Raw genomic sequence first — 25,564 nt, forward strand, 5'->3', positions numbered from 1 at the left:
CAAATTTGGGGGCACGTCGCAGGCAAACGAGTTACTTTTAATAGCGCAACTTCGTCGACTAGGCTTGCAGCAGTGGCGACGAGTAGATAGGCACACTCTTCCGTCGTCATTGTCAATGACCCACTGATTCCGTACCGCACATACAATCCGAGTAGCGGCACTTGCAAATAGTTTCTCAGTGCGCCGCCCGCGTTTAACAGTCCGTTCCAGGTAATTTTTACAAAATCCGCAGTCACATCGACACCGGTCCTCGCAAATAATGCGGCAAAAATCAAGAGCACTATTCCCTACGCTGCGAGTCAGACAACCCAACTCCCGAACAGGGCCCTACCCAGAAAATATCGCCTGATCTTCTGCATTCGCCATGATTCAGATTATTTTAATAATATTAACGTGAACAAGCAATCGACTTCGGGTATTTTCTACAGTATCCACTATTAATTCTCACCTCAACACTTGGCTCGCGAACTTTAAATCCATATTCACAAGGAAGCAGCCCCCTTCTAAATCCATCACAAACAAGCGAAACCTTTCCATTCACATATTTCACATAGCCCATCTTCTGAATGCAGAGCATAGATTCGGTGACTTGCTCTTCAGTACGATATCCATCAGCGAATTTCTCTCGCGGCCTAAAAGGGCTAGCGTAACCACACTCCAGCATAACCTTCCAAACAGCCAAATTATTAGATCCAGCCTTTTTCCATGTCTCGTAATCATCAGGAGGAGGCGAACGATCAGCCAACGGAATGCAGCCGACCAAAATAAAAATTAAATTCAATAAAATAAATACCCTCATCATTTCAGAGATCCTCTTAAAATCTCAATTTTCTGTATAAAATTATCGATGCTGGTAGTTGGAACTTTGTTAATAGGAATGGGCACGGAACGATTTTCCGGCGATCCAACCCAGAGTGGCGAACATTCCGCCGGAGCTGCACCATAACAATTATGTGGAGTATTTTTACCACCCATGACTCTAAGGAGTTCCCAGAGTGAGTTTCCACCTTGAGGAGTTACACCTCCGGTAACAGGATTTAGCCCACTGAATATTCCAACAAAATCATTGGAATGATTTTGAAGTGTAATAACAGCATCTTGGGGATTTGGCAATGAATCACGATTCTGCAAATAACCCAACAAATGATCTGCCGCCCCCGCATTATAAGCAGGCCCGATGAAGTTAATTTTTGTCTCCCGAAGCAACCCAGAAGAACCAGGTAAATTATCAAGGGATTCCATTGCATTCCCAACCGTTAGTGAACCACGACTATGGGCATCAAGAACCAAGCCCTCTTGACCGTACTGCAGCATATAGCCGCGAGTCACTTCAGTAGCATTAGCCAATCCAAGAAAATCACTTTCCATATATTTCTGGTAGCCAGCAATTAAGATTTCAGAGAAGGCATCACTTGCCTTTGGAAAGTGCACAAAATATTGAGGACCATCAGCTGAAGAATGTTGATTCGCATATTTGTTAGCGCCACTAAGGACATTATTTATTCCATTATCCGCTATGTGCACCATCCCATCAGCAGATGGCTCTAAATTATATTTTTCATCAACACTTAATTCTCGCGGATCGAGCAGCTTTCCATTTTCGTCTTTTTCAACCACATAGACTTTTGCCTCTTTTAAAAACATAGTCTTATAAGCTTCGTCTGTATATTTAACTGCTTGATCATAGACCAGATTTTTTGCTTGCTGCTTAAATTCAACTCGCTCTTGCAGATCAGCGGTGTCTACCTTCTCCAGGCCGACATCACTCAGACCTAAAGAACTCATATCCAAAGCATGCAATCCTGAGTAGTCACCATCACGCACATCAATAAAGCCTGCAGCGACACTACTATGCGTACTGCTTGAGTGATTTTCTTTCGCGCTCCCATCACCCAGCATGTTACTCACAATCCCTTTGGCTGCAGCATATTTACTGCCACTTAAAATTTCTGAATCCGCGGACAATGCCAATCCAGAAGCACCCCCCCTTGAAATATTATCAATATTCTCAACGACCAGGCCATTGGTTGACAACCGATTAAGCGCCTCATCACCTTTGCTTGCAATAGTGCCACCAATCAGTTTTGTATCTGCGCCCACCTTAATATCAAATCCGCCATTCCCGGCTTGAATTCCACTTTGCTCATTAACACTCGTGTAGCTGTTATTGACCTTCTGCTGACTGTAGTTCGCGCTACTGCCGCTAAAGCCCCACACCAACGTCATGCCCGCCTGTTGCTGCTTGCTCTTGTAGTCGCTGGTGTCTTGCTCACTTTGGATCAGCAGGTCACCGCCAACATCGGCCAGCACTTTGTCGCCAATTGCTTGTGCGCCCTTGATCGTGGTGTCGTTGCCACTGATCAACGTCAACCTGTCGTTGGCGGTCACCACGCTCTCAGCGTGTACGTCACTATTGCCCTTGGCACTGCCTTTACCAGCATAGGCAGTGAGATACACACCCGTCGTTGTGCCAACGCTGACACCAATCTCGCCACCGGCGTTTTTGTTCTCCGACTTGTTGGTGTTGGACTCCAAATTGCTCAGCAAGTTCAGATCGTTCGCTGCAGAGAGCGCGACGTTTGCACCATTGATCTTGCTACCGATGACATTCAGGTCGCCGCCGGTAGCTGCGATGGTGACATTTCCATCACTCAGGATGCGGCTACCGCCAGTGGTTTCCTCATGCGTGGTCGTCTTGCTCGACGCACTACTAGCGCCAATACCGATACGTAAACTCACGCCACCCATACTGCTGCCAGCGGCCGCAGCTGCCTGATACTCGGCCACGCCATCGCTGACCGCGTAACCCGCCTTGACGGCATAGAGGGCCTTTAGACGATCGTCCTCCACATCCGAACCACGTTTGGTCGCGCTATAGGCCGCTTCCGCGGCAGCCACCACCCCGCCGGTCAATCCCAACGTGATGCCCGCACTCTGCTGCTTGGACGTCTGCACCGTATCCACGGTGTTTTCCGCTGCAGCGATCGTGACTTCCTTGCCGACGATGGTGGTACTGGTCGCGCTCAGCACATCGCTACCGGTGATGGCCACCTTGTTGCCGGCAGTCATGGTCACCGAGCCCTCGGTGCTGCCGACCAGGCTGCCGCTGTTGGTGACTTCGGTGACGTCAAGCGCGTCGGTCTTCTTGGTGACGCCCAATGCGACGCTGAATCCGCCGCCGCCGTAGAGACCGGACTTCTTGACGGTCTTTTCGTGTTCCTCGCTGTGCGTGTTCTGCACCGTGTCCAGCGTGATGTTGTTGCCTGCGGCCAACACCACATCGCCGGTGCTGGCAATCTGCGCGCCTTGCGACAGCAGATCGTTACCCGCCGCGATCTGCACCGTGTCGCCACTGAGCGTGGTGGTGACCGCCACGTTGTCGTGCCACTCGTCATGTGTGGTCGTGGTCTTGCTGGAGAACGTGCCCTTCTTCTTCTTGGTCATGTCCTGCACGGCATCGTGCTGCTCGCTGGCGGCGAGCAGGTTGACGTCGTTGCCGGCGGCCAGGGTGATGCCGCCTTCCTTGCTGGCGGCAGATGCGGCGGTCAGGGTGATGTCGTTGCCGGCCTGCATCGCCAGATCTCCGCCGGCACTGAACTCGGTGCCGTAGACGGTTTCGTCGCGGGTCGCGGTGGTCTGCTTGAAGCGCTTGCGCGTTTCCAGGGTGTTGCTGGTGTCCACCGTGGTTAACGTGCTGGCATTGATGTCGTTGCCGGCACTGATACCCAAGCCCTTGCCGGCGTCCAGCTTTGCGGCGACCAGGTTGACGTCGTTGCCGGCGCTTAGGACCAGGTTGCCGCCGGCAGTGAGCGCCTGCTGGTCGCATCCTCGCGCGGGCCGGCGAAGGGCGCTTGACGTTCTTGTTCCTGACGACGTTGAATTTCTTCGGCCTGGCGCAACTGCTCCTGCCGATCCAGTGTTGTCGGTGCCGACTGTTGTGCAGCCGCCAGCGCCAATGGCGCGGATCGCATCCACATCTGTCCCGCCCCCTGTGCAGCGGTCGCGCCATTGCAGCAGTAATGCGAGGCCCAGGCAAGTCGAAAACAAGACTTCCCAGGAATGCCAAGCGATTGAATTCTTGTGACCCCGGCCCGATTCGAACGGGCGACCTTCCCCTTAGGAGGGGGACGCTCTATCCAGCTGAGCTACGGGGCCAAGGGCGGCATTGTCGCACGATCGTTGCGATTGCCAAGCCGGTGGGCGGTTGGCGGAGCCTGCTAAAATCGACGGCTACCCGTGTCGCCGGTTGGCTTTGGCCGCCCCGCGACCGCCCCGACTTTCTTGGAGATCCCATGTCCGCTGACCTGCTCAAGGCGCTCGACCTCGCCGCGTCCAATTCCGGTACCTATCTTGGCGAGGCGACCTGGTCGCAGGCCACCGGTGCCGGGGTGCTGCAGCCGCTCAATCCGACCACCAATGCAGTGATCGCCGATGTGCAGGCGACCACGCCGGAGGACTACGAGCTGATCGTGCAGCGCGCACAGGCCGCCTTCAAGGTATGGCGGACCACGCCTGCGCCGCGCCGTGGCGAAGCGGTTCGCCTGTGTGGCGAAGCGCTGCGCGCGCACAAGGATGCGCTGGGATCGCTGGTGGCGCTGGAAATGGGCAAGAGCAAGCCCGAGGGCGATGGCGAGGTGCAGGAGATGATCGACATCGCCGACTTCGCGGTCGGCCAGAGCCGCATGCTCTACGGCTACACCATGCATTCGGAGCGCCCGGGCCACCGCATGTACGAGCAGTACCAGCCGCTGGGCCTGGTCGGCATCATCAGTGCGTTCAACTTTCCGGTGGCGGTGTGGGCGTGGAATGCGTTTTTGGCGGCGATCTGCGGCGATATCTGCATATGGAAGCCGTCCAACAAGACCCCGCTGACCGCGATCGCCACGATGAAGATCTGCAATGCGGCGCTCAAGGAGGCCGGTTTCCCGGACATCTTCTTCCTGATCAACGATGCCGGCACCTCCCTGTCGGAGCAGCTGGTCGAAGACACCCGCATCCCGCTGATCAGCTTCACCGGTTCGACCCAGATCGGCCGCGTGGTGGCCGAGAAGGTCGCGCATCGCCTGGGCCGTTGCCTGCTGGAGCTGGGCGGCAACAACGCCATCATCCTGGACGAAACCGCCGACCTGAAGCTGGCCATCCCGGGCATCGTGTTCGGTGCGGTTGGCACCGCCGGGCAGCGCTGCACCACCACGCGCCGCCTGATCGTGCACGAATCCATCCATGACAACGTGCTGGCCACGCTGGTCAAGGCGTACAAGCAGCTCGACAGCAAGATCGGCGACCCGACCGACCCGGCCAACCTGATGGGCCCGCTCAACAGCCAGGGCGCGGTAGAGCAGTTCCTGGCCTCGATCGCCAAGGCCAAGGCGGCCGGCGGCACGGTCGAAGTGGGCGGCACCGCGATCGATCGCCCGGGCAATTTCGTGTTGCCGGCCATTGTCACCGGGCTGCAGAACACCGACGCGGTGGTGCAGCACGAGACCTTCGCGCCGATCCTGTACGTGATGAAGTACAGCACGCTCGATGAAGCGATCGACCTGCAGAACGGCGTGCCGCAGGGCCTGTCGTCGTCGATCTTCACCCAGAACCTCAAGGCGGCCGAGAAGTTCCTGTCCGCTGCGGGCAGCGATTGCGGCATCGCCAACGTCAACATCGGCACCTCCGGTGCGGAGATCGGCGGCGCGTTCGGTGGCGAGAAGGAGACCGGCGGCGGCCGCGAATCCGGCTCGGATGCGTGGAAGGTCTACATGCGTCGCCAAACCAACACGATCAACTATTCCGACTCGCTGCCGCTGGCGCAGGGCATCAAGTTCGATCTCTGATCGAAGGCGACAAGGCGCGTCTGGCAATCGCCGGCGCGCCGTTTTCCCGCGACGCCGCACCCCGATGTGCCCGCATGACGTGATGCACAGCCAACCGGCATCCCTCCGTGCATGGCACCGGACGGGCAGTCAAGCACCAGCCTCGTGTGCGACAACAGACCCCAAAGCGGCGCGACCGAGCGCCGCATAAGCAGCGCTCCCGGCCCTTTCGGCCGCTTCAGCCCGGCCAAATCCGATCACGCCGCTGCGTTTGACCACAGACGGCGCGCCATTCGAGCGGCGGCTCTGGGATAATCAGGCCACGCCAGCCGTCGGCTGCCCTCTTTCTCAGGAGTCAATGATGAACGCTGTCGTTCGACAGACTAGTGCCATGGCGGTGGTCAGCCTGGTCGCAGGCATTCTCGGCTGGACGCTGATCCCGTTCCTCGGCAGCGTGTGCGCCATCATCACCGGCCATCTGGCGCGCGCGGAAATCCGCCGCAACCCACAGGGGCTGGACGGCGACGGGCTGGCGATCGGCGGGTTGATTCTCGGCTGGCTGGCGGTGGCGACCTGGCTCGCGGCGATCGGGATCTTCATCCTGTTCTTCGGTGGCATGGCCTGGCTCGCGGCGGCCAACAGTTGAGCATGGCCGCGCCCTCCTCCGCGCAACGTTTCAATGACCGCGTCGCGGCCTATGTGCGCTACCGGCCGAGTTATCCGCCCCAATTGCTGCGCTGGTTGCACGAAGAGCTGGGCGTGACACCGGCGACAGCCGTTGCCGATATCGGGGCCGGGACCGGCATCTCCAGCCGCCTGTTCCTGGAAGCTGGCTACCCGGTGACGGCGGTGGAGCCGAATCCGGCCATGCGTGAGGCCGCGCTGCAGTGGCTGGCGGAGTTCCCCAACTTCCAGGCCATCGACGGCACCGCCGAAGCCACCGGGCTGGCCGATGCCAGCGTGGGGCTGGTGTCTGCGGCGCAAGCCTTCCACTGGTTCGACACGCAGGCGGTGCGCGCAGAGTGGGCGCGCATCCTGCAGCCCGACGGGCTGGCCGTTATCTACTGGAACAGCCGCGAGCTGGACACCACCGCGTTCCTGCGCGGCTATGAGCAATTGCTGCTGGACTACGGCACCGACTATTCGGCGGTGGCCGAACGCTATCAGGACGATGCCACCATGCAAGCGTGGTTCGGCGAAGGCTTCCGCGCGATGGCACGCTTTCCGAATGTGCAGCGCCTGGACTTCGACGCCTTGCGTGGCCGGTTGCTGTCGTCCTCGTATGCACCGCTGGCCCACGATCCACGTCATGCTCCGATGCTGGCTGCGCTGCGCACGCTGTTCGATGCGCACGCCCGCGATGGGCTGATCGACTTCCAATACCAGACCCGCGTTTTCGCCGGGAGATTGAACTGACCTGCATGTATTCGCTTGCCCGCCCTTTCCTGTTTACCCTCGATGCCGAGCGCGCCCACGCGCTGGCGCTGCGCTCCATCGACACCGCATACCGTACCGGCACCACGCCGCTGCTGGCCAGGCGCCCGGTGCCGCTGCCCACGCCCGCGTTCGGCCTGATGTTTCCCAATCCGGTCGGTCTTGGTGCCGGCCTGGACAAGAACGGCGAGCATATCGACGCGCTGCTGGCGCTGGGTTTCGGCTTTGTCGAAATCGGCACGGTGACGCCGCGCGCGCAGGAAGGCAATCCGAAGCCGCGCATGTTCCGCCTGCCCGAATACCAGGCAGTGATCAACCGCATGGGCTTCAACAACCTGGGCGTGGACGTGCTGGTGGCCAACGTGCAGCGTGCGCGCCGTCGCGGCGGCCTGCTCGGCATCAACATCGGCAAGAACAAGGACACGCCCAACGAGGACGCGACCAGCGACTATCGCTATTGCATGGAGCGGGTGTATCCGCTGGCCGACTACATCACCGTCAATATTTCCTCGCCCAACACCGCCGGTCTGCGCGAACTGCAGGAAGAACAGGCGCTGCGTCGGCTGATCGCCGACCTGCGCGAAACCCAGGAAGCGCTGGCCGCGCAACACGGCAAACGCGTGCCGATGCTGGTGAAGGTGGCGCCGGACCTCAACGACCGCGACATCGATGCTGCCGCGCGCGTACTGGCCGACCTGGCGGTGGATGGGGTGATCGCCACCAACACCACGGTGACGCGCACCTTGATCGCCAACCATCCGCTGGCTGGCGAAGCCGGCGGCTTGTCGGGCGCGCCGCTGCTTGGGCAATCCACGCTGGTGCTGCGCCGCCTACGCGCGCGCCTGCCCGAATCGATCCCGCTGATCGGCGTGGGCGGCATCAACTCCGGTGCGGACGCGGTGGCCAAGATGGCGGCCGGTGCGACGCTGGTGCAGTGCTACAGCGGTCTGGTGTATCGCGGTCCGCCATTGATTGGCGAATGCGTGGACGCGATCCGCCGCCGCCGCGAAGCACCCAGCGGCGGTGCGGTGTCGCCGCTATGAGCGTCAGCGTGCAGGCTGGCTGGCAATTGCGCGAGCACGCCCCGCTGCGGGCGCTCAATACCTTCCACGTCGATGCCACGGCGCGCTGGTTGCTGAGCATCCAGGCCCCCGATGCATTGCCGGACGCACTGGCCACCCCGGAGATTGCCGGGCAACCGCTGCTGGTGCTGGGCAGCGGCAGCAACGTGTTGCTGGCCGGCGACCCGCCGGGCTGCGTGCTGTGTTTCGACAACCAGGACATCGCCATCCTTGCCCACCATGCCGACCATGCCATCGTGCGTGCCGGTGCCGCGGTCAACTGGCATGCGTTGGTGCTGTATTCGCTGCAGCAAGGTTTCTCCGGGCTGGAAAATCTGGCCTTGATTCCCGGCACCGTCGGTGCCTGCCCGATTCAGAACATCGGCGCATATGGCGCGCAGGTGAGCGATTTCATCCAGGTGGTGGAGGCTTTCGATCGGCATGCCCAGCAGTTCGTGCGATTGACGACAGATGCATGCGCCTTCGGTTACCGCGACAGCGTGTTCAAGCAGCAACCGGACCGCTATCTGATCGTCGCGGTGGAATTCCATCTACCGCTGCTGCACGAACTGCGACTGGATTACGCCGGCATCCGCGAAGAACTCGCCAGCATGGGTGCCGAATTGGCAGGTGCGGCCGACGTGGCGCAGGCGGTGATCAATATCCGCCGACGCAAATTGCCGGACCCCGATGTGCTCGGCAATGCCGGCAGCTTCTTCAAGAACCCGCTGCTGCCGAGCGAACAGATCGCCGCATTGCACGCCACGTTTGCCGACATGCCGGTGTACCCCGGCGAGCAGCCCGGCCAAGGCAAGTTGTCGGCGGCCTGGCTGATCGAGCAGTGCGGCTGGAAAGGCAAGCGCGAGGGCGATGCCGGCGTATCGCCGGATCACGCCTTGGTGCTGGTCAACTACGGCACCGCAAGCGGCGCGCAGTTGCTGGAGTTTGCACGGCGCATCGCCGAATCGGTACGCGAGCGTTACTCGGTGATTCTGGAACCGGAACCGCGTGTCATCGGAGCGCATTGGTGACAGCGCAGCAGGCATCACGACGTGCTGCGCTGTGGATGCTCACCAGTACCTTCGCCTTTGGCCTGATGGCCATCTGCATCCGGCTGGCGTCGAGCAATATCGCCACCACCGAGATCGCGTTCTTTCGTAACGCGTTCGGGTTGCTGGCGCTGCTGCCGTTGATCGTGCGACCGGGTAAGCCGCTGCCGCGCACCCGGCAGTTGCCGCAGTATCTGGCGCGCACGCTGATCGGCCTGGCCTCGATGCTGTGCGGGTTCTGGGCGATCGGCCACCTGCCGTTGTCGCAGGCGATCTCGCTATCGTATTCCACCCCGTTGTTCGTCACCGTGCTGGCGGTGGTATGGCTGCACGAACAGGTACGCATGCGCCGCTGGCTGGCGGTGGCGGCCGGGTTTGTCGGTGTGCTGGTGATCCTGCGGCCAGGCTCGTCCACCTTTACGCCGGGCCTGCTGGTTGCGCTGTTGGCGGCAATGATCAGCGCGGTGGTGGCGATCCAGATCAAGCAACTCTCGCGCAGCGACGACTCGGACACGGTGGTGTTCTACACCTATGTGTTTTGGGTGCCGATGTCGCTGATTCCGGCGCTGTTCCAGTGGGCCTGGCCGCAGGGCATCGACTGGCTCTGGCTGGTGGCGATCGGCATCTTCGGCACTGCCGGGCAGTTGTTCTGGACGCGTGCGCTCAAGCTGGGCGAAGTCTCCGCATTGCAGCCGATCAGCTTCATGCAGCTGCCGCTGGTGGCGCTATTGGGCTGGTGGCTGTTCGGCGAAGCGATCGAACGTCATACCTTGACCGGTGCCGCCATCATCCTCTGCGCCAACGTCTATATCGCGCACCGCGAAAGCGTACTGGCGCGTCGCGCGGCCACGCATGCACCGGTGGAAGGTGCAAAGCCGGGCGAGTGAGTGCGCGCGGCCATCACACCACTGCGTTCACCGCCAAGCGGGGCAGCCTGGGCGAGTGAGCGGCAAGGTTGGCCATCGACACAGCTCCGGGGCGGATCCATCCCTGCGTCAGTACAGCGCGCGAAACGCGATGCGCTGAACCGCCCTGGCCGCCGCGGTCACCGCTAATCGGCAAACGGCACGCGCCCGGGCTGCTGCGCACCCGCAACTGCCTGCTTGCGCCACTGCGGACGCCGCGTACCGTGGAACATGACCAGATACAGCCCGACCACCCATACCAGCGCCGCCGACCATCCACCCAGAATGTCGGAGGGATAATGCACGCCCAGATAGATCCGCGACACGCCCACCAACAGCGCGAACGCGCTGGCAGCGAGCGTCACCGGCCAGCGCCAGCGTGTGTTCCAGGCCAGTGCGATGACCACTGCAGCAAGCGTCATCGAACCCATCGCGTGGCCACTGGGAAAACTGAACGTGCTTTCCGGAGCGATCGATTCCCATAAGCTCGGGCGATCGCGCTGAAAGAACTGCTTGGCGCCCATGTTCAGCAACGCCGAGCCGGCAAAGCCCAGCGCGGCAAAGGTGCCTTCGCGCCAACGGCGCAACGCCAGCAGCACCAGCACGATGGCGATATCGGCAGGAATCACCCCGTACTGATAACCAATCTTGGAGATCACCCCGAAAAACGCATCCAGCCCTGGGGTGGCGATGCTGCGCATGCTCCACAGCAAGGGCTCGTCGAAGTAGACATTTTCCAGTTCGTGGACTTCGTCGGCCAGGTCGACGAACAACCCCAGCGGCAACAGCACGCCGGCAAACAGCAACGCCATGCGCCAGGCATTGCTGCGCAGCCACCCCCTGAATCCAGCCGGCGATTCAGCCGGCGCGGCGAACATAGGTACGTTCGACGTACTGATCGATCAGATCGATGAACTCGTAGGCGATGTTCTCGCCACGCAAGGTGACGCTTTTTTCGCCATCGATGAACACCGGTGCCGACGGCGCCTCGCCAGTGCCCGGCAACGAAATGCCGATATTGGCGTGGCGCGATTCGCCCGGCCCGTTGACCACGCATCCCATCACCGCCAGCGTCATGTTCTCCGCGCCGGGGTTGGTCACCTTCCACTCCGGCATCTTGGCGCGCACATGGTTCTGCACTACCCCTGCCAGCTCCTGGAAGAACTCGGAGGTGGTGCGGCCGCAACCGGGGCACGCAGTGACCATCGGCGTAAAGGCGCGTTGGCCGGTGGTCTGCAGCAGTTCCTGCGCGACGATCACTTCCTGGGTGCGCGACTGGCCCGGCTCCGGTGTCAGCGAAATGCGGATGGTGTCGCCGATGCCTTCCTGCAACAGCACGCTCAGCGCCGCAGCCGACGCCACGATGCCCTTGCTGCCGATACCGGCCTCGGTCAGGCCCAGATGCAGCGCGAAATCGCAGCGGCTCGCCATGTCGCGATACACCGCGATCAACTCCTGCACCCCGGACACCTTGGCAGACAGGATGATGCGCTCGCGCGCCAGACCCAGCTCCACCGCGCGCTCGGCCGAATCCACTGCCGAGCGGATCAATGCCTCGCGCAGCACACGGCCGGCGTCCCACGGCGTGTCGCGCCTGGAGTTTTCGTCCATCAACTGCGCCGCCAGCGACTGGTCCAGCGAGCCCCAGTTGGCACCAATACGCACCGGCTTGTCGTACTTGATCGCGAACTCGATCAGCTGCGCGAACTGCAGATCCTTCTTCTTGCCGAAGCCCACATTGCCCGGGTTGATGCGGTACTTGGCCAACGCTTCGGCGCAGGCCGGTTCGGCGGCGAGCAGCTGGTGGCCGTTGTAATGGAAGTCGCCGATCAACGGCACCTCGATCCCCATCATCCGCAGCTTGTCGACGATGCGCGGAATGGCCGCAGCGGACTCGGCGTTGTTGACGGTCAGGCGCACCATTTCCGAGCCTGCGCGCCAGAGTTCGGCCACCTGCTTGACGCTGCCGGCGATGTCAGCAGTGTCGGTATTGGTCATCGACTGGACGACCACCGGATGGCCGCCACCGACGGTCACGCTGCCGATCTTGACGGCCTGGGTGATTCGGCGCGGCCAGGCGGTCGCGTCGGCGGGAGGGGTTGGGCGGGTCACGGCGTCATACATCGCGCTATTTTAGCCTGTCCGCAGGCCGCTTACAGCTGAAGCCGCGCGTGGGCCGATCCCTGCGCCGATGCGACGCTTTGTCGCAGGCCACCACCTCCCTGAGCGCATAGCATTGCCGTGATGAACAGCTCTGACGCTTCCTTCCTGCGCACCCTGTGCAGCCTGCGCTGGCTGGCCACCGCCGGCCAGGCGGCCACCATCCTGGTGGCCACAGGGCTGATGGGTTTGCACCTGCCGCAACAACCGCTGTGGGCCGGCGTCGCCGCGCTGGCGGTGTTCAACCTGTATGCGCAGCTGCGCGTGGCCCATCGCGGCGCGGTGAGCCCGGCGACCGAGTTCGGCCATATCCTGGTCGATGTCACCGTGCTGACCTGGATGGTGGGCTGGAGCGGCGGCATCGCCAACCCGTTCGGCTCGCTGTTCCTGGTGTTGATTGCCCTGGCTGCGCTGGCGCTACCGCTGACCTGGGCGATGGCGGTGGCGGCGTCGTGCGTGGCCGGCTATGTCATCAGCGCCGCGTTCGGCCTGCCGCTGCCGTACGGCAGCTTCGACCCGCTCAGCCTGCACATGTGGGGCATGGCGGCAAACTTCCTGCTGTCCACGGTGGTGGTGCTGGCGTTCGCCACCCGGCTGGCCTTGTCGATGCGCGAACGCGAGCGCGAGATCTCCACCCTGCGCGAGCGCTTTGCGCGCAACGAAGGCATCGTGGCGCTGGCCACGCATGCGGCCTCGGTCGCGCACGAGTTGAATACCCCACTGGCGACGATGACCTTGCTGGTCGACGACATTGCCGACCAATGCGACCAGGCCGAACTGCGCGAGGATCTGGAGACCTTGCGCGAACTGCTGGTGCAGTGCCACGAACGCGTCCTGGCATTGGCCGCACCCGCCGACAACGGACACCTGAGCCGCGAAGTGGCGGTCAAGGACGTGCTCGAACAATGGCGACTGGTGCGCCCGACCATCGAGTTGCGCCGCAACGACGACGCACCGATGCGTCTGCTGCTGCAGCCCGGCGTCAGCCATCTGTTGATGGTGTTGCTCAACAACGCGGCCGATGCCGGCGAGCGTGCCGGGCGCCCGCAGATCGACCTGACCCTGCGTGTGGAGCAGGACCATCTCAGCGGCGAAGTCCGCGACTATGGGGTCGGCTTCGACACCTCGCAGGCCATGTTGCCGGGTACCTTGTTCAACAGCGGCAAGCACGACGGCATGGGTGTCGGGCTGGCGTTGTCGCATGCCACCGTCGAGCGGCTGCAGGGCGAATTGTGGATGCTGCCCGCCGAAGGCAGCGGCGCCCGCGTCGGTTTCCGTCTGCCGCTCTCCGAACACGAGGCACTCGCATGACAAGCACTCCTATCCGCACCGGCCTGCTGGTCGATGACGACACCTTGTATCTGCGCACACTGCAACGCAGCCTCGCCCGCCGCGGCGTGGAGACGCTGACCGCCACCGATGCGGCCAGCGCACTCTCGACCGCGCGCAGCACCTTGCCGGATTTTGCCCTGGTCGATCTCAAGCTGGGCAACGATTCTGGCTTGAACCTGATCCAGCCATTGCGCGAAATTCGCGCGGACATGCGCATCCTGCTGGTCACCGGGTACGCGAGCATCGCTACGGCGGTGGAGGCGATCAAGCTCGGCGCCGACGACTATCTGCCCAAGCCGGCCAACATCCCCACCATCATGCGTGCGCTGGGCGAAGAGGACGATGACCTGCCCGAACCGGACGAAGAAGAAACCGCGCAGGAAATGATGACCCCGCTCAGCCGTCTGCAGTGGGAGCACATCCAGCAGGCGCTGCATGAAACCGGCGGCAATGTCTCGGCTGCCGCGCGCCTGCTCGGCATGCACCGCCGCTCGCTGCAGCGCAAGCTGACCAAGCGGCCGAGCCCGGGACCGTTACGCGAACCAGGGCGTTGAGGCCTGGCAACGAATCGTTGAACCGTGGCGTTTTTCAGGTGCTATTCGAGGCTTGATCCGTTCAACCATGGCGTTGTTTTTTGGCTCGATCCGATGCTTGAGTCAAACGCTCGGTGAGTCGGAGGCGCGGTGCCCTCACCGCACCAGGAAGTTGGTCGGTGGCCGCATGAAAAGCCGTTTGGCGCACGCGTGTCTGACCTTGAGCCGGCGCACCAGATCGAACAACGCGCATCACGCACTGCGCTTACTGCTCTTCACTGTGCACACCGATCATCCCGACAAGTCCTTGTCTGCGCACCATCGCGGGACCTTGAGCGGCATGAATGCCGTCCCAGAGCCTTATCTGTTCGGATTCTGGCAGTTTAGGTGTCGAGAGCGCGGCGAGGACACCGCACCAGTTGCCGGCTGTTTTGTTGAAAACCATGCACACCGACCATCTCGACTGGTCCTTGCCCGCCCACCGTCGCGGGCTCTTACGCGGCATGGATGCCGCGTAAGAGCCTACACAGACGTACTTGCGGCATGTCCTGCGAGGGTGGGTGGGCAAGGGCCCTGCAGCCAAACGGCAGATCGACCGCTCTGCAACTCTGCAGTAAACCATCCACGCGTCCCGAAAAACCAAAGACGCTGACCGAAGGGCTTCAATTTCAACGCGGGCCGAACACGCTCGCTCTGCGCGAGGTCTCGGTGATTCCGTCGGTGCCCAGGATCAAGTTGCGCCCCCAGGTGCTGAGGCGCATGGCATTCCAGCCGATGGCAATGTCCAGCGATTGGGTGCTGTTGTCGTTGCCCGACCACGACCAACCCATATAACCGACACCGTATTCGCGGGCACGCCGCATGATCGCCGCTTCGTCCACGTGTGCGCCACGATGATCGCCGCCAAATTCGCCGATCACCAGGGCGAGCTTCTTGTCGCGGAAGGCGCGCAGGTAGCTGTTGACCTTGGCATCGCTATTGAACACCTCGTACATGTGCACGCTGAAAATCAGATTGCGGCGGCTGTCGCGGGCCAGCAGCGCGGCGGCGTTGTCGCGCATGTAGAACTTCCAGTCCTGACCCCAGTTCGGCGCATCCACCATCAGTGCGTGGGTCAACCCGCTATCGCGCAAGGCGGCGATTGCGGTCGCATGGCCGTTGACCCATTCGCTGGCGCTCAACTGGTTGCCGAACGGTTCGTTGCCGATATTGATGATGACGTGGTTCTCGTTGCCGATCAGCGCCTTGCGAATGCTGGTCCAATAGGCGGCGGCATTGGCCAGATTGCCGGCAGCGCCTTCTTCGCCGTAGCCGGTGGTGTCATGCACTTCCAGCACCGCGATCAGACCAAGGTTCTTGCAGCGCGCGATGATGCGCGCCACCTCGGCCTCCGGCGTGCGGCTCCAGCGGTGGCCGGAACTGAGCACCACACGCACGCTATTGGCGCCGGTCGCTGCGATGGCGGCCAGGGCCGCGTCGGTACGGCCTGCATACCAGGCGTGCGGCAGATTGACCCCGCGCAGCACCAGGGCACTGCCATTGGCCTCACGCAGTTGCGTGCCGGAGACCGACAAGCCCGCCTGTGCGGCGGAGGAGAGCAGCAGACCGGCCATGACCAGCAGCATGCGCTGCACGTAGGACATCACTGTTTTCACGATCGATCTTCCGGACAGGGGAACGTCGCAGCCGCGACGGCAAACCGCATCACCACCGACCCTGTGTCGACTCAGCGCGTCATTGCTGACGACGCAGATCACACAGGCGAACGCACCTCGGGCAGATCGACACCACGCATGCGCTGCGGGTCGATATGGCTCAGCTAGATGCCTCGGCTACACCCTGTCATCGGCAGCGGGCCGGCAATATTGAGAGCGGCGTACCGGCAGAAAAACGCGCCGTTAGCCGCCGCGCGCGGTCGCGCCGCCACAGCCCACCATCAACTGAACAAACCGGTGGCCGTCGATCAAGCGATGACGCTTCAGGCCGATACGGACTCATGCAATCCCTGCCCGCAGTTGCCGAATCCCTTCTTCCGCCCGTGGTCGATGAGTCCACCCGGCTGGCCGTCCTGCGTGGCTTGTGCCTGCTGGACTCGCCACCGGACCCGGTCTTCGAGACCATCGCCGCCATGGCCGCCCGTACCCTGGGGGCGGAAATCGCGTTGGTGTCGCTGGTGGACGAGCATCGCCAGTGGTTCAAGGCGCGTGTCGGCCTGGAGGCGCAGGAGACCCCGCGCGACCAGGCGTTCTGCGCGCACGCCATCCGCTCCGACAAGGTGATGGTGGTGCCGGATGCGCGGCTGGACCCACGTTTTTGCGACAACCCGCTGGTGCTGGGCCCGCCGTTCATCCGCTTCTACGCCGGCGCGCCGCTGACGCTGCGCGATGGTCAGAGCATCGGCACCCTGTGCGTGATCGGCACCAGCCCGCGTCCCGGGCTGGACGCCGACGCAATGACGCACCTGGAAGGCCTGCGCGACCTGGCCGTGCTGCGGGTGGAAAACCTGCGCAGCACCACCTACCGCGATGGCCCGACCGGCTTACCCAACCGCTCGCGCTTCGCCGAGGATCTGGATGCCTGGCTGCCGCAACGCGACACCGCACCGGCCACCACCGCAGTGGCCGTGGACATCTGCGGCAGCGATTATTTCCGCGACATGGTCAAGGCGCTGGGCTGGGATTATGCCGACGGCTATGTGGCGCTGGCCCAACGTCGCCTGGCCGCGTATCTGCCGGGCGGGACCGCGCTATATCGGCTGGAACCCACCACGTTCGGGTTCCTGGCCCAGGCCGAAACGCAGCGCCTGGCCACACTGTGCACCAAGATTTCGAAGGCCTTCGCCGAGCCGCTGGAACATCAAGGCATCCCGCATACTGCGGTTGCCTCGATCGGTGCGGTTTCGCTGCAGACTAGCTATGGCGCGGCCGACACCATCCGCTCGCTGACGACCTCGGTGGATGTGTCACGCGAGCGCAGCCTGCCGTGGAGCATGTACGAGCGCAAACACGACGTCGCCCAGCGCAATACCTTCCGCCTGCTGGCCGCCCTGCCCGCTGCGCTGGACAGCACCAGCCAACTGCGCCTGCACTACCAACCGCGCGTCGACCTGCACGACCACCGCTGCGTGGCGGTGGAAGCACTGCTGCGCTGGCAGCACCCGATGATCGGCCCGGTGATGCCCTCGGACTTCATTCCGATGGCCGAGAAAACCGCGCTGATCAACCGCATCACCGCCTGGGTCATCGACAACGGCATCGCCCAGGCAGCGCGCTGGCAGCAACAGGGTCTGGATTTCAACCTGGCATTGAATGTGTCGGCTGCCGACCTGGACCGCCCCGGCTTTGCCGGCCTGCTGCGGCGCGGACTGGAGCGGCACAAACTGGACCCGCGCCGGCTGGAGATCGAGTTCACCGAAAGCGCGATGATCCGCCACCCCGAGCACCTGGCCGAGCAATTGGCGGCCATCGCTGCGTTGGGCGTGCATATCGCCATCGACGACTTCGGTACCGGCTACAGCAATTTCAGCTATCTCAAGCAGCTGCCGGCCAGCTCGTTGAAGATCGATCAGTCTTTCGTCCGTTCGCTGCCGGACAGCCGCACCGACCGTACCCTGGTGCCGGCAATGATCCAGCTCGGCCACAGCCTGGGCCAGCGCGTGGTCGCCGAAGGCATCGAATCGGCAGAGGCGTACACGCAGCTGCGCGCCTGGGGCTGCGACGAAGGTCAGGGCTACTGGATCGCCAAGCCCATGCCGGCAGCCGCATTGGAAACCTGGTTGCAGACGCCGTGGCACACGCACTTCGAAGCGCCGGTCAACCTGCTCGCCGCGAGCCTGGCCGCAACGCGGGTGTAGTCGGTCAGCTGCCTCGCTTGGCTGGCTGGCCCTGAAACGCAACGCGGCGCGACACCTGCGTGCCGCGCCGCGTGCGCAGACAGTCTGTCAGCCTGGTGCGAGCGCGATTACCAGAACACCGTGTAGAGCACGATCAGGATCGCCACCACACCGGCGGCGCCGAGCTTGAAGCCCAACGTTGTGCCGTAGGCCACATCGTCGGTACGGATCAGATCGCGTGCCTGCGTCGGCGCCGTCATCAACGACACCAGCACCGCCAGCACCAGCGCCGCCACGAACACCACGCCGATGCGGTCCATGAATGGCAATTCCGGCCAGGCGAACTTGAGCGCGAACGACAGCACCACCGAGCCGATCGCTGCGGTGAGCGCACCGGCCTCGTTGGCGCGCTTCCAGAACAGGCCGAGCATGAAGATCACCACCACGCCGGGCGTAAAGAAGCCGGTGAATTCCTGGATGAACTGGAAGCCCTGATCGAAGTTGCCCAGCAACGGCCGCGCGGTGAGGATGCCGATCAGCACCGACACCGCCGCCACGATCCGACCCACGCGCACCAGTTGCTTCTGCTCGGTCTGCGGGCGGAACTTGGCGTAGAAATCCAGGGTGAAGATCGTCGCCACCGAGTTGATCTTGGAGGCCAGCGAGGCCACGATCGCCGCCACCAGCGCGGCGAATACCAGGCCCAGGATGCCGGTCGGCAGCAACTGCATCATGGTCGGATAGGCCTGGTCGGGCTTGGCCAGATCCGGCGCCAGCACCACTGCGGCAATCCCTGGCACCACGATCACCAACGGCATCAGCAGCTTCAGGAACGCGGCGAACACCATGCCCTTCTGCGCCTCGCCGATGTTCTTGGCCGCCAGCGCGCGCTGGATGATGTACTGGTTGAAGCCCCAGTAGCTGATGTTCATCACCCACAGCCCACCCAGCAGCACGCTCAGGCCGGGCAGATCCTTGTAGAACGGGTTGTCCTTGCTCAGGATCATGTGGAAGTGCTCCGGGTGCGCACTCCACAGGTGCTTGAAACCGGCCAGCACGCCGGCGCCATCGCCGATGCGCGCCAGGGTCAGCCCGGCCACCAGCAGGCCGCCCAGCACCAGCAGCGTGACCTGCACGATGTCGGTCAAGGCGACTGCCTTCAGACCGCCGTACAACTGATAGACCAGCGCGAACACGCCGATCAACGCCAGCGCCAGGGTCTGGTCCATGCCGGTGACCTGGCTGACCGCGATCGAGCCCAGCCACAGGATCGAGGTGAGATTGACGAACACGTACAGCAACAGCCAGAACACCGCCATCAGCGTGCGGATCCATTTGCCGTAACGCTGCTCCAGGAACTGCGGCATGGTGTAGATGCCGTTGCGCAGGAAGATCGGCAGGAAGAACTTGCCGACGATCAGCAGCGTCAGCGCTGCCATCCATTCGTAGGACGCGATCGCCAGCCCGATCGCATAGCCGGAGCCGGCCATGCCGATGATCTGTTCGGCCGAAATGTTTGCGGCAATCAGCGAGGCGCCGATCGCCCACCACGGCAACGACTTGCTGGCCAGGAAGTAATCCTCGGCGCTCTTGCTATGGCCTGCCTTCTCGCGCGAGACCCACTGCGCGAGCACGAAGATGCCGGTCAGGTAGACCAGCACAATCACGATATCCAACGTCGCCAAACCCACTGCACTCTCCTGTCTGGCTCTGGGTCGTGCGTCGTGGACCGGACAAGCCTGCAGACTGCCGCCGCCCGCACCGCGTGCGTGGCGGCAGCGCGGCGAACCGCAGCTGCAGGCCGTCCCGGCCGATCGACGCGCGCGTCCCGCGGCGGCTGATGACACCACCGCTGAGGGTGGCCGCTGTAACACGTCGCCGGGGCCGGCGACGCATGTATGTGGTTCTTACCTGGGCAAACCCGCAAGCGCGCCTGCGGGTTTGCTGCTTACTTGATCGGGCAGTCGAGCGTGACGTCGGCTTCGTTGAGCGCGCCCAGCGCGATCTTGGAGATCGACAACTCCAGCGCCGCAGCGCTTTCGATGCCGGCGACCTGGGCAAGTTTGGTCACGTCGGCACCGGCCACCGCGAAGCACTTCAATGGCACGCCGACCACCTTCCATTGGCCTTGCGGCAGCGCGGACAGGGTCTTCTGCGCATCGACGCGGCCGCTGCATCCGTCGCCACAGCCCACGCCCAGCCACACCGGCGCGGTCACCGCGCTGTCACGGCGCACGGTCAGCTGCAACTGCACATCGCCGTTGCTCTCACGCGAGACATCGACCGGCTTGCCGGACACCAGCAACACGCTGGAGGCCTTGGTACCGGACCACACCAGACGCCGCGCGTCTTCCTGCGCCTTGTGATCGACCGCGGTCATCTGCAGGCTGCCATCGGACAGGCCCACCGGCAGCGTGGTCGCCGGCATGTTGGCCTGGCCGGCATTGGACAGCTGCATCGCAATGCCCAGCGCCGGCTTGCCGCGCACGAAATACACCCCACCGACGGACTGCTCGCCGGACACCCCCGATTCCTCCGGCAACGCAGCCAGGTCGCCCTTGTCGGCGTAAGTCAGGCCGTAGCCGAACTTGAACTGCGGGTCGTAATCCTTCTGGCCGACGTTATTGGCGAACTGCACCGCGGTCTTGGGCCAGGAGAAGCTCAGCTTGCCCTTGAAGTCGTTCTGTACCGTGCCATCGGCCTTGCGCAGCAGCACGTCGGCAATGCCTTCGCCTTCCGAACCCGGCAGCCACGCGGCGACGAACGCATCGGCCGCGTTGATGTACGGGTTCATCCACAACGGACGTCCGCTCAGGAACACCGCCACCACCGGGATGCCCTCGGCCTTGAGCTTCTTGATCAGTGCAAGTTCGCTGTCGTCGCCCGGCTTGTACAGCAGGGTGGCGATGTCGCCCTGGAACTCGGCATACGGGTTTTCGCCGAACACCACCACCGCCACGTCCGGCCTGGTCTTGTAAGCACCATCGACGGCCAGCTCGGCCTTGCCGCCGGCGGCCTTGATCTGCTTGTCCAGGCCTTCCCAGATGGTGTTGCCATTGGGATAGTCGCTGCGCTTGGTGCCGGTGCCCTGCCAGTTCAGCGTCCAACCGCCGGACTGCTTGCCCATGTCGTTGGCGCCGTCGCCCAGCACCAGCACGCGTTTTTTCGGATCCAGCGGCAGGATGCCGGCCTGGTTCTTCAGCAGCACCAGCGACTCGCGCACCGCCTGACGGGCGATCACGCGATGTGCCGGCGCGCCCAGCAATTCGTACTTGCCGCCAAGCGGGCGCTTGGACGGCTTGCCGGCTTCGAACAGACCCAGACGCAGCTTGACGCGCAGGATGCGACGCACCGCATCGTCCAGGCGCTGCGCCGAAATCTGGCCCGACTTCACTGCCGCCAGTTCGGTGTCGTAGATGCCCTTCCAGCTGTCGGAGGCCATCGCCATGTCGACGCCGGCAATGAACGAGGCCGGGCAGTTGTCGTTGCTGCAGCCCTTGACCTGGCCGTGGCCATTCCAGTCGCCAACCACGAAGCCGCCGAAGTTCATGCGGCCCTTGAGCACGTCGGTCAGCATGACCTTGTTGCCGTGCATCTTCTCGCCGTTGAAGCTGTTGAACGAGGCCATCACCGTCTGCGCACCGGCCGCGATCGCCGGCGGGTAACCGGCCGCGTGGATATCGCGCATGGTGGCTTCGGACACCTTGGTGTCGCCCTGGTCCTTGCCGTCGGTGGTGCCGCCGTCGCCGACGAAATGCTTCACCGAGGAAATCACGTGGCTGCCGTCGAGGAACTGCGGCGTGCCCGGCACGCCCTGCACGCCTTCGACCATCTTGCCGGCGAAGCTGGCCACCACCTCCGGCGACTCGGAATAGCCTTCGTAGCTGCGGCCCCAGCGGTCGTCCTGCGGCACCGCCACGGTGGGCGCGAAGGTCCACTCCATGCCGGTGACGCGGGTTTCGGCGGCGGTGACTTCGCCGATCTGCTTGATCAGCGCCGGGTTGCGCGTGGCGCCCAGGCCGATATTGTGCGGAAACAGCGTGGCACCGACGATATTGCTCTGGCCGTGCACCGCATCGATGCCGAAGATGATGGGAATCGCGTTGCCGCCCTTGGCCGTGTCCATCGACGCCTCATAGAACGCGTCAGCCAGCTTCAGCCACTCGGCCGGGCTGGCGTTGTACTTACCGCCCGGATCGGAATTGCCGCCGGCCAGCACCGAACCGATGCGGTACTTGCGTACATCGTCCGGGGTCATGCTGGCGATGTCGCCCTGGATGGTCTGGGCGACCTTCTCTTCCACGCTCATCTTGGCCATCACATCGGTGATGCGCTGCTCCAGGGCCGGGTCCTGGGCGAACGGCCACTTCGGCGACGGCCACTGGTCGGGATGAATCGTGGTGGACGACTCGGCAGGCGCAGCGGCAGGCGCTGCCTTGCTCGCCTCGGCAGCAGTGTCCTTGCCCTGACAGGCCGCCAGCATCAGCACCGCAGCAGCGGTCGCCAGCGAGAGGGCACGGCGCGCGCTGGGCGTAGCGGTACGACGAAGCAACTTGTCCAAGATCCAGATCTCCAGATGGTTCCCCACGGCCGATGCGTTGCGCCGCAGGCCATTAGGCGGCGTACGCTTGCGTGATTCCCCTACCCTGTCAACCAGCCTCGCCCATATGCCAAATGACGGCCAACTTATTGGCCGGGGCTATAGCCTTGGAATACCGGCAGCCGCTGACAAACGCACGCAGAAATCGGCGAATCGACGGCAGCGCCTGATCCCGGGCAGTCGCACACTTTGTTGCAACGCACCACCGCGCTCGGGATGCAGTGCGCAGGCGGCGTGCCGCCACGCGCTGTGGCCGGGTTCGCTTGGCCATTCGCATCGCAACGTGCGCCAACCGCCACGCTCGCCGTCAAACAACTGTCATACGACCGGCCTAGCGTGACCGGCGTGCCGATGTGCCATCGGCCCTCGTTGATCGTTGCCTTTGCCTGGAGTTTCGATGTCTGCCTCCCCCGATCCGTCCCGCCGCCGCCTCATGCAGGTACTGGCGTCCGTTCCCCTGTTGCCGCTGGGCAGCGCCAGCGCCGCCGCCCTGCAGCAACTCAGCGGTGCGGCATTGGCCGCGCGGCCGCTACGTCCATCGGAAAGCTCCGCTCAACTGGTGTCGGCCACCTTCCATGGCATGCCGGCGCCCAGCCTGGCCAACCCGGCCGCCATGGCCACCACCACGGTGGGCTCGGCACTGACCGTGGCACGTAGCGACGGCAGCACGCAGCGCTATGCACTGGCCTACCACCCGTTCTTCGTCACCGGCGACCAGGTGCCCGACGGCAAGGGCGGCACCGTGCTGGCTGGCGGCTATTACGACATCCAGCACCGGCCGATCATCGACCGCTCCAAGCCCGGTGCCGAACGCCCGTTCTTTTCCGACTGCCCGGACGGCTCCTCGCTGCTGACCCTGCCCGATGCCAAGGTGCCCGGAGTCAAGGGCAACCACGTGTTCGCCGTGGTGCAGTTCGAATACACCACCCGCGACCAGGCCGGCAACGACACCAACCGCCACCTGCCCGCACCGATCGCAGTGCTCACGCTGGACCAGGACCCGGCCACCGGCAAGCTGTCGCTGGTGAAGTACCACAACGTCGACACCGCGCCGGTGCACGGGCTGTGGACCACCTGCGGGGCCAGCCTGTCGCCGTGGAATACCCACCTGTCCAGCGAAGAGTACGAACCCGACGCCACCGCGCTGGCCGGCAACACGCAGTTCCGCAGCTACAGCACGCATCTGTACGGCGACCCGGAAAAAGCCAATCCGTATCACTACGGCCATCTGCCCGAAATCACCGTGCACCCGGACGGAACCGGCAGCGTGCGCAAGCACTACTGCCTGGGCCGCATCTCGCACGAACTGGTGCAGGTCATGCCCGACCAACGCACCGTGCTGATGGGCGACGACGCCACCAATGGCGGGTTGTTCATGTTCATCGCCGACCGCAAGGCGGATCTATCGGCCGGCACCTTGTATGTCGGCAAGTGGCACCAGACCTCCGGCACCGGCCCCGGCGCGGCCACGCTGAGCTGGATCAAACTTGGCCACGCCACCAGCGCCGAGATCCAGGCCATGGCCGACCGCCTCACCGCCGCCGACATCCTCGACGTGCATCTGAGCGACCCCGGCGATGCGTCCTTCACCAAGATCCCGTTCAACGGCACCTTCAACTGGATCCGCATCAAGCCGGGCATGGAAAAGGCGGCGACGTATCTGGAAACCCACCGCTATGCGGCCCTGGCCGGCGGCAGCCTGGGCTTCACCAAGCTGGAAGGCACCACCGTCAACGCCAAGGACAAGGTCGCCTACATGGCGATGTCCTACATCGTCACCAGCATGCTCAACGGCTCGGGCGATGTGAAGGTGCAAGGCCCCAATTCCGGTGCGGTGTACGCGTTGAATCTGCGCGGCGGCCGCAAAGACAGCAGCGGCGCGGCGATCCACAGCGACTGGGTGCCGATCGACATGGCCGCCCCGGCCGCGCTCACCGGCCACGACCTGGCCAAGGCCGATGCGCTGGGCAACCTGGCCGACCCGGAGCGCCTGGCCAACCCGGACAACCTCAAGTTCTCCGAATCGCTGCGTACCTTGTTCATCGGCGAAGACAGCAGCCTGCACGTCAACAACTTCCTGTGGGCCTACAACGTCGATCACGGCACGCTGACACGCGTGCTGTCGGTGCCAGCCGGTGCCGAATCGACCGGCCTGCACGCGGTCGACGAAATCCACGGCTGGACCTACGTGATGAGCAATTTCCAGCATCCCGGCGATTGGGAAACCCCATTGCACGACACCGTCAAGGCCACCCTGGATCCGCTGATCCGCGCCAACTACAAGGATCGTTTCGGCGCGGCGGTGGGGTATCTCACCGGCGATCCGGTGGCGGTGAAGCTGGGCAAGGCGTAAACGCATGACATCGCCGCTCGCAGCGCCCACAACGCGCTGCGAGCGGCATTGTCTTTCGTCCGTTGTATCAGCTGCGCGACGGGCGCTTGTTTGAGAGCGCGCTGGTGTATGGCCATCTCATGCGGACAACGCGATGCGTTGTGCGATCTATCGGCAGTCGCGTCTGTGCGATCGCGACGTGCGTGCGGCACAGACTCAGAGCGGCCAACAAAACGTAGCGAGCGCTCGCCTGGCGGTGAGTGCAGTGGTTTTGTCGGCCGCATCTTGGTGGATGCAGTCAGAGATTCAGATCAAACGCGGCGTGGGTCGAGGGCGCGGTGCACTCACCGCTCGCGGGACACGCCGTAAACCCATCCCTGGGGGCTCGGTGGCGGCATCCATGTCTCCACACGGTCCCGCAATCGGTGAGGACACCGCACCAGAGAGTTGGTCGGTAGTTTGATGAAAGCCTACCTGTTGATCGCGTTGCGTTTTGCGTTGCGAAGCTGATCGGCCGCAGCG

Annotated in this window: 18 protein-coding genes and 1 tRNA gene; 10 read left to right on the forward strand and 9 right to left on the reverse strand. The window is 63.3% G+C overall.

The window, feature by feature from the left end; genetic code table 11:
• Nucleotides 1–388: 388 nt before the first annotated feature.
• The 3 genes from GGR62_RS16730 to GGR62_RS16740 form a co-directional block, all read right to left on the reverse strand.
• Nucleotides 389–799 (reverse strand): hypothetical protein, encoded by a 411-nt coding sequence (locus GGR62_RS16730; protein WP_184408981.1) that lies wholly within the window; start codon nucleotides 797–799, stop codon nucleotides 389–391.
• Nucleotides 799–3,975, reverse strand: coding sequence for a hemagglutinin repeat-containing protein (locus GGR62_RS16735; protein ID WP_326520269.1), 3,177 nt, complete (start codon nucleotides 3,973–3,975; stop codon nucleotides 799–801). Before GGR62_RS16735 ends, GGR62_RS16730 begins: the two co-directional genes overlap by 1 nt.
• A gap of 106 nt (nucleotides 3,976–4,081) precedes the next feature.
• Nucleotides 4,082–4,155 (reverse strand) — tRNA-Arg (locus GGR62_RS16740).
• Nucleotides 4,156–4,292: 137 nt separating this feature from the next.
• Between GGR62_RS16740 and GGR62_RS16745 the strand changes: the two genes are divergently transcribed.
• The 6 genes from GGR62_RS16745 to GGR62_RS16770 all read left to right on the forward strand — a co-directional run bounded on the left by GGR62_RS16745 (nucleotide 4,293) and on the right by GGR62_RS16770 (nucleotide 10,235).
• On the forward strand, nucleotides 4,293–5,825 hold the full coding sequence (locus GGR62_RS16745) for an aldehyde dehydrogenase family protein (protein WP_184408982.1): 1,533 nt from the start codon (nucleotides 4,293–4,295) through the stop codon (nucleotides 5,823–5,825).
• A 340-nt stretch (nucleotides 5,826–6,165) separates the two neighbouring features.
• A complete protein-coding gene (locus GGR62_RS16750) occupies nucleotides 6,166–6,450 on the forward strand; it encodes a DUF4190 domain-containing protein (RefSeq protein ID WP_184408983.1) in 285 nt (94 codons plus the stop codon).
• Nucleotides 6,451–6,452: 2 nt separating this feature from the next.
• Nucleotides 6,453–7,220 carry a class I SAM-dependent methyltransferase gene (locus GGR62_RS16755; protein ID WP_184408984.1) on the forward strand — a complete coding sequence of 256 codons (768 nt, stop codon included), beginning with the start codon at nucleotides 6,453–6,455 and terminating at the stop codon, nucleotides 7,218–7,220.
• 5 nt (nucleotides 7,221–7,225) lie between these two features.
• Nucleotides 7,226–8,281, forward strand: a complete 1,056-nt coding sequence (locus GGR62_RS16760) for a quinone-dependent dihydroorotate dehydrogenase (RefSeq protein ID WP_184408985.1) — start codon at nucleotides 7,226–7,228, stop codon at nucleotides 8,279–8,281.
• A complete protein-coding gene (gene murB / locus GGR62_RS16765) occupies nucleotides 8,278–9,330 on the forward strand; it encodes a UDP-N-acetylmuramate dehydrogenase (protein ID WP_184408986.1) in 1,053 nt (350 codons plus the stop codon). Before GGR62_RS16760 ends, murB begins: the two co-directional genes overlap by 4 nt.
• Entirely contained in the window at nucleotides 9,324–10,235 is a 912-nt protein-coding gene (locus GGR62_RS16770; RefSeq protein ID WP_184408987.1) for a DMT family transporter, read from the forward strand. Before murB ends, GGR62_RS16770 begins: the two co-directional genes overlap by 7 nt.
• Before the next feature lie 164 nt (nucleotides 10,236–10,399).
• Here the strand turns inward: GGR62_RS16770 and GGR62_RS16775 are convergent, their stop codons facing one another.
• Together GGR62_RS16775 and ispG are read right to left on the reverse strand one after the other, a co-directional pair.
• Nucleotides 10,400–11,131, reverse strand: coding sequence for a phosphatase PAP2 family protein (locus GGR62_RS16775; RefSeq protein ID WP_184408988.1), 732 nt, complete (start codon nucleotides 11,129–11,131; stop codon nucleotides 10,400–10,402).
• Complete coding sequence (gene ispG / locus GGR62_RS16780) at nucleotides 11,112–12,377, reverse strand: flavodoxin-dependent (E)-4-hydroxy-3-methylbut-2-enyl-diphosphate synthase (RefSeq protein WP_184408989.1); 1,266 nt, start codon at nucleotides 12,375–12,377, stop codon at nucleotides 11,112–11,114. The genes GGR62_RS16775 and ispG overlap by 20 nt, the downstream gene beginning before the upstream one ends.
• Before the next feature lie 120 nt (nucleotides 12,378–12,497).
• Here ispG and GGR62_RS16785 point away from each other — a divergent pair, with 120 nt between their 5' ends.
• Both GGR62_RS16785 and GGR62_RS16790 read left to right on the forward strand, forming a co-directional pair.
• Complete coding sequence (locus GGR62_RS16785) at nucleotides 12,498–13,724, forward strand: ATP-binding protein (protein ID WP_184408990.1); 1,227 nt, start codon at nucleotides 12,498–12,500, stop codon at nucleotides 13,722–13,724.
• Nucleotides 13,721–14,299 carry a response regulator transcription factor gene (locus GGR62_RS16790; protein WP_184408991.1) on the forward strand — a complete coding sequence of 193 codons (579 nt, stop codon included), beginning with the start codon at nucleotides 13,721–13,723 and terminating at the stop codon, nucleotides 14,297–14,299. Before GGR62_RS16785 ends, GGR62_RS16790 begins: the two co-directional genes overlap by 4 nt.
• A gap of 244 nt (nucleotides 14,300–14,543) precedes the next feature.
• On the opposite strand, the gene GGR62_RS16795 is transcribed toward GGR62_RS16790, so the two are convergent.
• Nucleotides 14,544–14,723, reverse strand: coding sequence for a hypothetical protein (locus tag GGR62_RS16795; protein ID WP_184408992.1), 180 nt, complete (start codon nucleotides 14,721–14,723; stop codon nucleotides 14,544–14,546).
• Between the two features lie 223 nt (nucleotides 14,724–14,946).
• Complete coding sequence (locus tag GGR62_RS16800) at nucleotides 14,947–15,933, reverse strand: cellulase family glycosylhydrolase (protein ID WP_184408993.1); 987 nt, start codon at nucleotides 15,931–15,933, stop codon at nucleotides 14,947–14,949.
• Between the two features lie 341 nt (nucleotides 15,934–16,274).
• Here GGR62_RS16800 and GGR62_RS16805 point away from each other — a divergent pair, with 341 nt between their 5' ends.
• Nucleotides 16,275–18,131 (forward strand): EAL domain-containing protein, encoded by a 1,857-nt coding sequence (locus tag GGR62_RS16805; protein ID WP_184408994.1) that lies wholly within the window; start codon nucleotides 16,275–16,277, stop codon nucleotides 18,129–18,131.
• Between the two features lie 107 nt (nucleotides 18,132–18,238).
• On the opposite strand, the gene GGR62_RS16810 is transcribed toward GGR62_RS16805, so the two are convergent.
• Together GGR62_RS16810 and GGR62_RS16815 are read right to left on the reverse strand one after the other, a co-directional pair.
• On the reverse strand, nucleotides 18,239–19,801 hold the full coding sequence (locus tag GGR62_RS16810) for a sodium/sugar symporter (protein ID WP_184408995.1): 1,563 nt from the start codon (nucleotides 19,799–19,801) through the stop codon (nucleotides 18,239–18,241).
• Nucleotides 19,802–20,058: 257 nt separating this feature from the next.
• Nucleotides 20,059–22,671 carry an exo 1,3/1,4-beta-D-glucan glucohydrolase gene (locus tag GGR62_RS16815; protein WP_184408996.1) on the reverse strand — a complete coding sequence of 871 codons (2,613 nt, stop codon included), beginning with the start codon at nucleotides 22,669–22,671 and terminating at the stop codon, nucleotides 20,059–20,061.
• A gap of 436 nt (nucleotides 22,672–23,107) precedes the next feature.
• Here GGR62_RS16815 and GGR62_RS16820 point away from each other — a divergent pair, with 436 nt between their 5' ends.
• Nucleotides 23,108–25,063 carry an alkaline phosphatase PhoX gene (locus tag GGR62_RS16820; RefSeq protein ID WP_184408997.1) on the forward strand — a complete coding sequence of 652 codons (1,956 nt, stop codon included), beginning with the start codon at nucleotides 23,108–23,110 and terminating at the stop codon, nucleotides 25,061–25,063.
• The last annotated feature ends 501 nt before the right edge of the window (nucleotides 25,064–25,564 follow it).

Origin of the sequence: Xanthomonas sp. 3075 (assembly GCF_014197275.1) — a bacterium.
Lineage (GTDB): Bacteria > Pseudomonadota > Gammaproteobacteria > Xanthomonadales > Xanthomonadaceae > Xanthomonas > Xanthomonas campestris_B.